This window comes from Methylobacterium indicum, from assembly GCF_001043895.1.
Classification (GTDB): Bacteria; Pseudomonadota; Alphaproteobacteria; order Rhizobiales; family Beijerinckiaceae; genus Methylobacterium; species Methylobacterium indicum.
In genome coordinates, this window is the sequence record NZ_JTHF01000210.1 from 16789 (window position 1) to 28192 (window position 11404).

An 11404-nucleotide genomic window follows, 5' to 3' on the forward strand; every position below is an offset into this window, starting at 1 on the left:
CTGCCCGCCACATATTCCGGTCAAGGCGTTCGGCACCGCGAGGGACCGGATACCGGCATGACGCCCCCGGGCGTCCGAGGGTCGCGTGAGAGCCTCGCATCACGATCATCCACGCTAGAGAGCTTCCGAAGGAATCTCCCATGGCATTCGAGAACAGCCCCTTCCGGCAGGGCAACGCGACAGGCTACGGCGGCCCCACCGGCTACGCCCAGGGCCAGGTGCAGGTCGACCAGGGCCTGCGCGCGTTCATGCTCGGCGTCTACAACAACATGATCATCGGCCTGGGCATCTCCGGGCTGGTGGCGATCGGCATCAACAAGCTCGCGGTGGCGACCTCGTCGGCGGACGCGGTGGCGCGGATCGGCTCGGTCCCGCTCACCAGCTTCGGCCGCACGCTCTACGCCACCCCGCTGATGTGGGTGATCGCGCTCGCGCCGCTCGCCTTCATCTTCCTGTTCTCGTTCCGCATGGACCGGATGTCGGCGGCGACGGCCCGCACCACCTTCTTCGCCTTCGCGGCGGTGATGGGTGCGTCGCTCTCCACGCTGCTGATCCGCTACACCGGGGCGAGCGTCGTCCAGGTCTTCTTCATCACCGCTGCGGCCTTCGGCGGCCTGAGCCTCTACGGCTACACGACGACCCGCAGCCTCTCGGGCATCGGTTCGTTCCTGGTGATGGGCCTGATCGGCCTGGTGATCGCCAGCCTGGTCAACATCTTCCTGGCCTCGAGCGCGCTGCAATTCGCGATCTCGGTCATCGGCGTCCTGATCTTCGCCGGCCTGACCGCGTACGACACGCAGAAGCTCAAGGAGATGTACCTCTACGGCAACTTCGACGGCGAGACGGCCGCCAAGGTGTCGGTGTTCGGTGCCCTGACCCTGTACCTGGACTTCATCAACATGTTCCAGTTCCTGCTCTCGCTGATGGGCAACCGGAACAACTGAGCATCGGTCCCCGGGGGCGAGCACGACCCCCGGACGGACCCGACGAGAAGCCCCGGCCTTCAGCGGCCGGGGCTTTTTTCGTTGGAGCACACCGACTCCGTTGACGGCAAAAAATAACTGACTTAAGTCAGGTGAATGTCGATCGACGCCATCAGCCGCATCCGCCGTTTCAATCGGGCCGTGACCGCCGAGGTCGGGGCGCTCGACACCTCGTTCCTCGGCCGCGGCCGGCCGCTCGGTAGCGCCCGGGTGCTGAACGCCATCGGGCATGGGCGCGGCGAGGTCGGTGCCATCCGGGATTATCTCGGGCTCGATTCCGGCCTGCTGAGCCGGCTCCTGCGCGGGCTGGAGGAGGAGGGGCTGGTCGTCACGCTGCCCCACCCGGGCGATGCCCGTCGCAGGGTCGCGGCCCTGACCGAGGCGGGACGGCGCGAGTTTTCCGCCTACGAGGCACTGTCGAACGACCGGGCGGGGGACCTGCTCGCCCGCTTTCCGAAGGGCGAGGAGCTGCTCCGCGCCATGGACCTCGTCGCCACGGCGCTCGGCCGCGACCGGATCGCGATCGAGGAGGCCGATCCGCGCGGGGAACCGGCACGCCACTGCCTCGCCGCCTACTACGCCGAACTCGGCCGGCGCCTCTCGACCGGCTTCGACGTTGCGCTGTCCCGCGACCCGGAGGCTGCCGACATGATGCGGCCGCGCGGCGCGTTCCTGGTCGCGGTCTCGGACGGGCTGCCGATCGGCTGCGTCGGCCTGAAGGGCAAGGGCGGCGAGACGGCGGAGATCAAGCGGCTCTGGGTCTGCCCCTCCGCCCGCGGCCTCGGCCTCTCCCGCCGGCTGATGGAGGCCGCCGAGGCGGCCGCGCGCGAGATCGGGATCGCGGTCTTGCGGCTCGATTCGAACAGCGCGCTGACCGAGGCGCTGGCGCTCTATCGCCGCACCGGCTGGGTCGAGATCGACCGCTTCAACGACGATCCCTACCCGGATTTCTTCTTCGAGAAGCGGCTGTGACGGGCGCGGGCCCCGCTTGGTCTCACCCCTTGGCTCCACGAAGGATCAACCGGCTGCCCCGCACCTCGTAGGAGGCCAGGCGCTCCAGAAAACTCATCCCGAGGAGGTTCACGCTCAGGGCCCCCGGCCGGGTGACCAGGGCGGAGACGCGGGTCTCGGTGATCGGGCCGACCGCCACCGTGTCGAGCACCACCGGGGCGGCGGCGGTGCGGCCGTTGGCGGTCTGGACCTGGACCCGGTAGGCGGACGGCGCCGGGTGCAGGCCCAAAGCCGCGGCGGTCTCGGCGGTGAGCACCACCGCGCTGGCGCCGGTATCGAACACGAAGGCGTGGCGCCGCCCGTTCACCGCCGCCTGAACGGTGAAGCCGCCATCGACCCGGCGGGCGATCGTCACCTCGCGGCCGGCACCGGGGACAGGCTGTCCCGGATCCATCTCGCCGAGGGTACGGAAGGCGAGGTCGCGGGCCTGGTCGCGATAGACGTAGAGGGAACCGAGCCCGGCGCCGACGATGCCCCAGATCAGGAGGGCGAGGATGCCCTCGCCGAAGCCCGTCCGGAACCGGTTCCCGACGCCGTTGAGGAGCAGCAGCGCGGCGGCGAGACCGCCCGCGAGCCCCGCCGCCTCGTCGGGGCGCAAGCCCGCGATCTCGCGCCCGCCGACGGCGCTGAGCGCGTAGGCGCCGGCCAGCAGCAGGAGCCCGATGCCGACCGCGCCCGGCACCGATCAGGCGACCGCGGGAGTCGGGACCGGCTCGGGCTCGGGATAGGCCGCGGCGAGCCGGGCCGGCAGCCCCGCCATGATGCGCAGCCGCTCCGGCTCGGCGAGGGCGCCCCAGGCGGCGATCTCGTCGCCGGTGCGGCCGCAGCCCTCGCACAGGCCGGTCACGGGATCGAGGACGCAGAGGCGGATGCAGGGAGAGGAAGCGGGCATCAGGCGGGAATCGCGATCACGAGGGCGAGGAGGGCGGCGATCTCGGCGGTCTGCTGGCTCGCGCCGATGACGTCGCCGGTCTGGCCGCCGACGAGGCGCGCGGCCATCCGGGCGAGCGTCCAGGCGGCGACGAAGGCTAGGATCCCGGCGAGGGCGAGGCCGAGCCAGGGCAGGCCGAGGAGGCCGGCTGCGATCAGCACCGCGAGGCAGAGCGCCCAGGCGGTCGCATGGGTGGCGCCGCTCGGCCGGCCGACCGCGTGGGCGGCGCCGTCCGGGCGGGCCGGCGGCAGGCGGCAGAGCGGCCACAGGGCGGCGGTGCGAGACAACGCCGCGACCGCCAGCAGGGCGACCGCGACGCGCCAGCCGATCCGGTCGGCGAGGGTCGCCAGCGCGCCGATGCGCAAGGCGTAGGACAGGACCAAGGCGGCGGCACCATACGCCCCGATGCGGCTGTCGCGCATGATCTCGAGGCGCCGCGCCACCGTCAGGCCGCCCCCGAACCCGTCGGCGACGTCGGCGAGCCCATCCTCGTGCAGGGCCCCGGTGACCAGGGTGGAGAAGGTCAGCGCCAGGGTCGCGGCGAGGAACGGCCCGAGGCCGAGGGACAGCCCGGCCGCGAGCGCGACCGCGCCCGGCAGGCCGATCACCAGGCCGGCGAGCGGCAGCATCCGCGGCACGGTCCGGAAATCGGGGGCGGCGTGCCGGTCGGTCTCGCCCGGCAGGGCCGGGACCGGCAGGCGGCTGTAGAAGCGCAGGCAGGCGGCGAGGTCGCGCAGAGGCGGCCACGGCCCCTCGTTCGGCGGTGGCGGCTCGAACGCGTCGTCGGCCTCGTCCGGCCCTGCCCTCACATCCGTCGCCATCGCCTCGACGCATCCCGATACCCGGACGCGATCCGCACACCGGATTCGCCCCCGCCCGGCATTTTGCTGTATCTGCTCGGCCCACGATAGCCCACCGGGCGGGGGAGACCCGCCCCGGCGGGGGAAACCCCCGCGGAGCGAGAGATTCCATGACCGCCGACACGACCGATGCCGCCCCGTTCGACGACATCCGCCGCCTGATCGCCACCATGCCGGGGCCGGACGAATCCGCGGCCGCCGAGGTCTCGGCCCGCGATTCGGTGCTGACCAAGCCCCCGGGCAGCCTCGGCCGGCTCGAGTTTCTGGCGGCCTGGATGGCGGCCTGGCAGGGCAAGGCGCCGCCGACCCTCGACCGGCCCCTGGTCTGCGTCTTCGCCGGCAGCCACGGCGTGGCGGAGCGCGGCGTCTCGGCCTACCCGTCGGCGGTCAACCGCCAGATGCTCGACAACTTCGCGGCCGGCGGCGCGGCGATCAACCAGATCTGCGGCGCCTACGGCCTCGGCTTCAAGGTGTTCGACCTCGCCATCGACATGCCGACCGGCGACATCACCACCGAGCCGGCGATGACCGAGAAGGCCTGCGTCGCCACGATGGCGTTCGGCATGGAGGCGGTGGCGGCGGGCACCGACGGCCTCGGCGTCGGCGAGATGGGCATCGGCAACACCACGATCGCGGCCGCCATCTACGCCGCACTCTTCGGCGGCGAGCCGGCCTCCTGGGTCGGCCGCGGCACCGGCGTGGACCAGGCGGGGCACGCCCGCAAGGTCGCGGCGGTGGAGGCGGCGCTCGCCTGCCACCAGGGGCATCTCGACGATCCGCTCGCCGTGATGGCCCGCCTCGGCGGGCGCGAGATCGCCGCCATGGCGGGCGCGATCCTGGCCGCGCGGCTCCAGCGGGTGCCGGTGGTGATCGACGGCTACGTCTCGACCGCGGCAGCGGCGCTCCTCCACGCCGTCGATCCCCGCGCCCTCGACCACTGCCTCGCCGGCCACGTCTCGGCCGAGGGCAACCACGCCGCGGTGCTGGAGCGCCTCGGCCTGCGCCCGCTCCTCGACCTCGGCCTTCGCCTCGGCGAGGGCAGCGGCGCCGCCCTGGCGCTCGGCGTCGTCAAGGCGGCGGTGGCCTGCCACCGCGAGATGGCGACCTTCGAGCAGGCTGGCGTGTCGGGTCCGGTCGCCTGACGCGGTCGATCACGGGTCCGGGAGGGACGGGGGCACCTGCTCCCCGGCCCGGTTCGCCACCCGGATCTGCCACAGGCACAAGAGCGGCGTGACGACGAGTTCCATGCCGAGCGCCGCCAGCATGGTGAGCGACGGCACCCCGGTGAGCCACAGCCCGAGCAGCCGGGCGAGGCCGCCGAGCGCCACCACCATGGTCAGGAAGCGGAACAGCGAGGTCCGGCTCTCGATCGCGGGCAGCGTCGACCAGAACAGCAGGCCGATGCCGAGGAGCAGGCCCGACAGGTAGCGCAGATGGCTGTCGGTCGAGATGTCGACAGTGCCGCCGCCGAGGCCGGCCTGGCCGAACAGCACCCCGTAGAGTCCGCCCAGCACCGGCACGAGCCCGGCCACCGCCACCACGCGCTGGAGCGCGCGCCTCTCCGCCTCGAAGGTCATCCGTACAGCCCCGCTCTCTGCCCGGTGGACAATCCGCCAGCCGAGGCGCGGTTCACCAATGGTGCAGAACCACCGCGTCGGCGAGGCAGGCCGGTTTCTCGGCGCCCTCGATCTCCACGGTCACGCCGTAGGTGGTGCGCAGGCCCCGGGGCGGCACGTCGAGGGCGGCCGCCACCCGCACCCGGCCGCGCAGGCGCGAGCCCACCACGACGGGGGCGGGGAAGCGCACCCGGTCGAGGCCGTAATTCAGGCTGAGCCGCAACCCGTCGAGGCGGCGCACCCCGGCGATGAAGCGCGGCACCAGCGACAGGGTCAGGTAGCCGTGCGCCACCGTGGCGCCGTAGGGCGATTCCCGCGCCGCCCGCTCGGGGTCGACGTGGATCCACTGGTGGTCGCCGGTCGCCTCGGCGAAGAGGTCGATCATCGCCTGGTCGACGGTGATCCACTCGCCGACCCCGATCTCCTGCCCGATCGCCGCCTTCAGGGCCTCCGGCCCGTCGAAGATGTTCATGCGTTCCTCCCGTTTCGGCCACCATAGGCCGCGGCGGCGGTCGCGGCCACGCTTGCCGGGTTCCGACGAACTCCCCCGGCATCGTCGTGGACGCGGTGCGCCCGCGCGGGATCGGTGGCGCACCCGCCGGCCCCCTCGGCCTCGCCGACGCGGTCGCCGCCGGAGCTTTTCACAGAGGTGGAGGCGCAGTCGGCGGGTGCCGGCCTTCGTGGCCGGGGGATGAGGGTTTTGGCACCGAGGTCCCGCCCGCCGGCGCTCACCCCAGCCGCCAGTCGATCGGCTCCAGCCCCTTCTCCTCCAGCCACGCATTCGCCTGCCCGAACGGGCGGCTGCCGCGGAAATCCGCCTTGCGGTTGAGGGGGGAGGGGTGGCCGGCCTCCAGCACCAGGTGCTTCCGGCCATCGATCAGGGCGGCGCGCTGGCGGGCCGGGGCGCCCCAGAGCAGGAACGCGACCGCCGGGCGCGTCGTCGAGACCGCCTCGACCGCCTGATCGGTGAGCGCCGCCCAGCCGAGCTTCATGTGGGCGCCGGATCGTCCCGCCTCGACGGTCAGCGCGGCGTTCAGGAGCAGCACGCCCTGGCGCGCCCAGCCCGAGAGGTCGCCGGAGGTCGGGACCGGGGAGCCGGTCTCCTCGGCCATTTCGGCCAGGATCACCTTGAGCGAGGCCGGCAGCCGGCGCCCGCCGACATACGAGAAGGCGAGGCCGTGGGCATCGCCCGGGGTCGGGTAGGGGTCCTGCCCGAGGATCACCGCGCGGACCCGGTCGAGCGGCGTCAGGGTGAGCGCGTTGAAGATGGCCTCCGGCGCCGGCAGCACCCGGGCGCCGGCCTCGCGCCGGGCATCGACCGCCTCCGCCACCCGCTCGGCGCTGCCGTCCTGGAAGAACGGCAGGGCGAGCCAGGGGGATCGGGTGGCACGGAAGCGGGCGAGCGCACCCGCGACGGAATCGTCTGTCGGCATCGGACCTCGGGAATCGGCGCCGCGAATCAGCGCATCGTCAGGCGCCCGGTCTCGACCGTCAGCGGCGCGTTGGCCTGGATGTAGGACATCACCACGTTGGCGACGAGCGTGCCGTCGGTGGCGCCGACCAGGGTCTCGCCGCCGGCCAGCATCCCGTAATCGTTGCCGCCGCCGAGCATGAAGTTGTTGGCCGCGACCGTGTAGGTCCGGGCGGGATCGAGGGGCGCGGCCCCGACCGTGACCGCGACGACGCGCTGGCCCACGGGTTTCAGCGGATCGACCGTGACGGCGATCCCGGAGATCTGGGGAAAGCGCCCGGAGGGACGGCCGATCTCGGAGACGCCGTTCTCCAGGGCGGCGAGCACGGCCGCCCCGCTGATCCGCACCAGCACCGAGGTGTTGCCGAAGGGCAGCTCGGTCTGCACGTCCCGGCGCGTCAGCTCGGTGCCCGCCGGGTAGAGCCGGTTGCCGCGGATCCCGCCGCCATTCATCAACCCGATCTCCGCGCCGGCGGCCTGCCGCAGGGCGTCCGCCACGAGGTCGCCGAAGGCGCTCTCGCCCTGGCGCACCGCGCCGGTGCGGGTGTCGAGGGCGTTGGTCACCCGGCCGAGCGGCTGGTCGAGCTCGCGCGACAACTCGCCTTCGAGGCGCGCCACCACCGCCTGGACCTCCGGGTCGGGCTCGATCTCGGCGGTGTCGTGGATGCGGAAGGCGGCGCTCCAGGTGAGCGCCGGGCCGCTCCCCTCCGCCTTGATGTCGAGGGCGGTGACGTACTCGGCATCGTGCCCGGATTCGGCGAAGGCGGTGCGGCCGTCGTAGCGCAGCGCCAGGTCGTGGTCGTGGCCCGAGAGCACGATGTCGGCGTGGCGGCTCGCCACCAGGGCCTCGTCGGTCGCCCGGTCGGTGTGGCAGACCGCCAGCACCATCTCGGCGCCGGCCGCCCGCAGCGCCGCGGCCTCGCGGGCGAGCGTCGCGACGGCGGGGCCGAAGGTCCAGTCGCCGGATTGCGACTTCGCCTCGGTCTCCGGCAGGGCGATGCCGACCACCCCGAGCCTGATCCCGCCGAGCGTCAGGATCGTCGACTCGCGCGTGCCCGGCACCGGCGTGCCGTCGACCCGGCGCATGTTGGCGGCAAAGACCGGGAAGGCCGCCTCGCGCATCCGCTCCAGGTAGACGGCCTGCCCGAAATCGAATTCGTGGTTGCCGGGCACGAACACGTCCGGCCGGATCAGGTTGGTGAGCGTGACGATGTGGCGCCCCTGATCGATGCCCGACAGGAGCGAGGGCGAGAGCGTGTCGCCGGCATGACAGACGAGGACCGGCCGGCCCTTCGCCCGCTCGGCCTTGATCACCGCCGCGAGCTTCGGGAAGCCGCCGCGCCCGTCCACCGCCCCCATGCGGTAGATGTCGTTGACGAGGACCAGGGTGAAGTCGATGTCGGGCGCCCGCGCGACGGCCGGGGAGGCGCCGGCCAGCCCGGCGAGGCCGGCCCCGAGGCCGAGGGCGAGGGTCTGGCGGCGGCTGGGCGAGGTCATGCGGGTCTCCGGCGGGGGCGGGCGCCCCTTGTCTCACGGCCGGCCTGACCGTTCGATGTCGGATTCGCGTCGCGGTGCAGCGTCGCGACGCGTTGGTTCGGGCGGCCTTTGCGCTATGTAGACCGCCACCCATCGCGCAGACAGACGGGCCCGGACGCGCCATCCTGCCGGGCCGCAGCACAGACCGGACGACCATGAACGAGGTGACCCCGAACGCCACGCTCGCCCGCGGCGCCACTCCCGTCGGCCCGGCCGGCGCCGGTGCGGCCGGCCAGGCGGGCGCCCTGCCCACCGGCCACCCGGCCGTGCGCTGGGGCCGGATCGGCGTGCTGCTGATGAATCTCGGCACGCCCGAGGGCACGAGCTACTGGCCGATGCGCCGCTACCTCAAGGAGTTCCTGTCCGACCGGCGGGTGATCGAGGTGCCCCGCGCCATCTGGTGGCCGCTCCTCAACCTCGTCATCCTCACGAAGCGCCCCGGGCCGAAGGGCCGCGACTACGCCTCGGTCTGGAACAACGAGCGCGACGAGGGCCCGCTCAAGACCATCACCCGCGGCCAGGCCGAGAAGCTGCAGGCGGCGATGGGCGATAAGGTCGTCGTCGACTGGGCGATGCGCTACGGCAAGCCGGAGGTCGACCAGCGCATCCAGGCGCTGCTCGACCAGGGCTGCGACCGCATCCTGCTGGTGCCGCTCTACCCGCAATACGCCGCCGCAACCTCGGCCACCGCCTGCGACCAGGCGTTCCGGGCCTTGATGAAGATGCGCTGGCAGCCGACCGTGCGGGTCTCGCCGCCCTACCACGACGACCCGGTCTATATCGAGGCGGTGGCGAGCGCGATCCGCCGCGACCTCGCCGCCCTCGACTTCGAGCCCGAGGTCATCCTCACCTCGTTCCACGGCGTGCCGAAATCGTACCTGATGAAGGGCGATCCCTATCACTGCCAGTGCGTGAAGACCGGCCGGCTGATCCGCGAGGCGCTGGGCTACTCGCCCGAGCGGATGCGGACGACCTTCCAGTCGCGGTTCGGCAACGAGGAATGGCTGAAGCCCTATACCGACGAGACCGTGAAGGAGCTGGCCGCCCAAGGCGTGAAGCGCCTCGCCATCGTGGCCCCGGGCTTCACCGCCGATTGCCTCGAGACCCTGGAAGAGCTCGACGGCGAGAACCGGCACTATTTCGAGGAGGGCGGCGGCACCCACTTCGCCTACCTGCCCTGCCTCAACGACGGCGCCGAGGGGATGCGGGTGATCGAGCACGTGGTTGCCCGCGAGCTGAAGGGCTGGCTCGACTGAGCGGTGGATGGGCGGTCGCGTCCGTCGCGGCGGCTCCGCACCCGGGTTACTCTCGGGCATGTCCGCCGCCCCCTTCCTCCTCGGCACCCTGCCGACCCCGATCGGCACGATGGTGTTGGTCTTCGACGAGGACGCGACGTTGCGCGCCCTCGACTGGTCGGACCATGAGGCGCGGATGCGGCGCCTGCTGCGGCTGCATTACGGCACCGCCTTCTCCTTACGGGACGCCGCCCTGCCGCCGGCGATCCGCGATCCGATCGCGGCCTATTTCGCCGGCGATCTCGGCGCCATCGACGGGCTGGCGGTATGCACCAACGGCACCGCCTTCCAGCGCGAGGTCTGGGCCGCGCTCCGACACATTCCGGCCGGCACCACGCTCAGCTACGGCGCCCTCGCACAGCGGCTCGGCCGGACCAAGGCGGTACGGGCGGTCGGGCTCGCCAACGGCGCCAACCCGGTCGGCCTCGTGGTGCCGTGCCACCGGGTGATCGGCGCGAACGCGACGCTGACCGGCTATGGCGGCGGGCTCCACCGCAAGCAGTGGCTGCTCGCCCATGAGGGGGTGAGCCTCGGGGGGCGGCAGGGGAAGCTGGATCTCGGGTGAGGCGGGTTGGCCGCTGGGCGAGGCGTCCCGTAAGGTCAGGTGAGCCTGAGCCCTGACCCGCGGAGCCTTCATGCAGCGACTGATCGGCAAGACCTGCCTCGTCACCGGCGCCGCCCGCGGCATCGGCCGCGCCATCGCAGCCCGCTTCCGTCAGGAGGGCGGCGAGGTGATCGTCACCGACATCGACGAGGCCGCCGGCGCGGCGACCGCGTCCGAGATCGGCGCACGGTTCATCCGGCTCGACGTCGCCCGCGAGGAGGATTGGCTGCACCTCGCGGACCTCGTCCCGGAGGTGGATGTGGTCGTCAACAATGCCGGCATCACCGGCTTCGAGGACGGGCCGGTCCGCCACGATCCCGAGCATGCGAGCCTGGAGGCGTGGCGGGCGGTCCACCATGTCAACCTCGACGGCACCTTCCTCGGCTGCCGCTACGCGATCCGGGCGATGAAGGCGCGCGGTACCGGCTCGATCGTCAACGTCTCGTCGCGCTCCGGCCTCGTCGGCATCCCGGCGGCGGCCGCCTACGCCTCCTCCAAGGCGGCGATCCGCAACCACACCAAGACGGTGGCCCTCTACTGCGCGCAGCAGGGGTGGGCGATCCGCTGCAATTCGATCCATCCCGCGGCAATTCTCACCCCGATCTGGGAGCCGATGCTGGGGGAGGGCCCCGGGCGCGAGGCCCGGATGGCGGCTTTGGTGGCGGACACGCCGCTCAAGCGCTTCGGCACCCCGGAGGAGGTCGCGGCAGTGGCGGCGATGCTCGCCTCGGACGAGGCCGCCTACATGACGGGGGCGGAGATCAATCTCGATGGCGGGTTGCTGGCGGGATCGGCGGCGAGCCCGGGGGATTGAATTCCGCGGGATGCCCATCACGGTCCAAGGACCGCGGAGTCATAGTCCACGACACAGCAGCTGCGCGGGTGCTGGTGCATGAGCGACAGCCGAGAGCATGAGCCCTCCCCCCTCTGCGGGCTAGCATGTTCACACATCTCGGTTTGAGCGCTTTCCCCTCAAAGGTAGCGCGCCTCTCCTCCCCCTTGTGGGGAGGAGCCGGAGGTGGGGGTGGTGCCGGATAAGGCTCAGCGGTGCCTTCTGCACCACCCCCACCCCTAACCCCTCCCCACAAGGGGGAGGG

The 11404-nt window shown here is 72.5% G+C and carries 13 protein-coding genes; 6 read left to right on the forward strand and 7 right to left on the reverse strand.

Features of this window, described 5'->3' with window-relative positions; genetic code table 11:
• Positions 1 to 140: 140 nt before the first annotated feature.
• Both QR78_RS23360 and QR78_RS23365 read left to right on the forward strand, forming a co-directional pair.
• Positions 141 to 944: a Bax inhibitor-1/YccA family protein gene (locus tag QR78_RS23360; protein ID WP_048429985.1), complete on the forward strand. Its 804-nt coding sequence runs from the start codon at positions 141 to 143 to the stop codon at positions 942 to 944.
• 135 nt (positions 945 to 1079) lie between these two features.
• Positions 1080 to 1955, forward strand: a complete 876-nt coding sequence (locus QR78_RS23365) for a bifunctional helix-turn-helix transcriptional regulator/GNAT family N-acetyltransferase (protein ID WP_048429986.1) — start codon at positions 1080 to 1082, stop codon at positions 1953 to 1955.
• Between the two features lie 22 nt (positions 1956 to 1977).
• Here the strand turns inward: QR78_RS23365 and QR78_RS23370 are convergent, their stop codons facing one another.
• Genes QR78_RS23370 through cobS form a run of 3 tightly spaced genes read right to left on the reverse strand, consistent with a single transcriptional unit; the run spans position 1978 to position 3746 of the window.
• The gene (locus QR78_RS23370) at positions 1978 to 2676 is read right to left on the reverse strand and encodes a retropepsin-like aspartic protease family protein (protein ID WP_048429987.1); all 699 of its coding nucleotides are present in this window, start codon (positions 2674 to 2676) and stop codon (positions 1978 to 1980) included.
• Positions 2677 to 2679: 3 nt separating this feature from the next.
• Positions 2680 to 2886 carry a DUF1289 domain-containing protein gene (locus QR78_RS23375; RefSeq protein ID WP_048429988.1) on the reverse strand — a complete coding sequence of 69 codons (207 nt, stop codon included), beginning with the start codon at positions 2884 to 2886 and terminating at the stop codon, positions 2680 to 2682.
• The gene (gene cobS / locus QR78_RS23380; RefSeq protein ID WP_082172031.1) at positions 2886 to 3746 is read right to left on the reverse strand and encodes an adenosylcobinamide-GDP ribazoletransferase; all 861 of its coding nucleotides are present in this window, start codon (positions 3744 to 3746) and stop codon (positions 2886 to 2888) included. The genes QR78_RS23375 and cobS overlap by 1 nt, the downstream gene beginning before the upstream one ends.
• A 149-nt stretch (positions 3747 to 3895) precedes the next feature.
• Here cobS and cobT point away from each other — a divergent pair, with 149 nt between their 5' ends.
• Positions 3896 to 4927 carry a nicotinate-nucleotide--dimethylbenzimidazole phosphoribosyltransferase gene (cobT, locus tag QR78_RS23385; protein WP_048429989.1) on the forward strand — a complete coding sequence of 344 codons (1032 nt, stop codon included), beginning with the start codon at positions 3896 to 3898 and terminating at the stop codon, positions 4925 to 4927.
• A gap of 9 nt (positions 4928 to 4936) precedes the next feature.
• On the opposite strand, the gene QR78_RS23390 is transcribed toward cobT, so the two are convergent.
• The 4 genes from QR78_RS23390 to QR78_RS23405 form a co-directional block, all read right to left on the reverse strand.
• Positions 4937 to 5362, reverse strand: a complete 426-nt coding sequence (locus tag QR78_RS23390; protein ID WP_048429990.1) for a DUF4345 domain-containing protein — start codon at positions 5360 to 5362, stop codon at positions 4937 to 4939.
• Between the two features lie 52 nt (positions 5363 to 5414).
• Positions 5415 to 5873: a MaoC family dehydratase gene (locus QR78_RS23395; protein WP_048429991.1), complete on the reverse strand. Its 459-nt coding sequence runs from the start codon at positions 5871 to 5873 to the stop codon at positions 5415 to 5417.
• 256 nt (positions 5874 to 6129) lie between these two features.
• Positions 6130 to 6834, reverse strand: a complete 705-nt coding sequence (ung, locus tag QR78_RS23400; protein WP_048429992.1) for a uracil-DNA glycosylase — start codon at positions 6832 to 6834, stop codon at positions 6130 to 6132.
• Between the two features lie 26 nt (positions 6835 to 6860).
• Positions 6861 to 8369: a bifunctional metallophosphatase/5'-nucleotidase gene (locus tag QR78_RS23405; RefSeq protein WP_048429993.1), complete on the reverse strand. Its 1509-nt coding sequence runs from the start codon at positions 8367 to 8369 to the stop codon at positions 6861 to 6863.
• A 194-nt stretch (positions 8370 to 8563) separates the two neighbouring features.
• Between QR78_RS23405 and hemH the strand changes: the two genes are divergently transcribed.
• The 3 genes from hemH (at position 8564) to QR78_RS23420 (ending at position 11121) form a co-directional block, all read left to right on the forward strand.
• Entirely contained in the window at positions 8564 to 9664 is a 1101-nt protein-coding gene (gene hemH, locus QR78_RS23410) for a ferrochelatase (protein WP_048429994.1), read from the forward strand.
• Positions 9665 to 9722: 58 nt separating this feature from the next.
• On the forward strand, positions 9723 to 10268 hold the full coding sequence (gene ogt / locus QR78_RS23415) for a methylated-DNA--[protein]-cysteine S-methyltransferase (RefSeq protein WP_048429995.1): 546 nt from the start codon (positions 9723 to 9725) through the stop codon (positions 10266 to 10268).
• 70 nt (positions 10269 to 10338) lie between these two features.
• Positions 10339 to 11121 carry an SDR family oxidoreductase gene (locus QR78_RS23420; RefSeq protein WP_048429996.1) on the forward strand — a complete coding sequence of 261 codons (783 nt, stop codon included), beginning with the start codon at positions 10339 to 10341 and terminating at the stop codon, positions 11119 to 11121.
• Positions 11122 to 11404 lie beyond the last annotated feature (283 nt).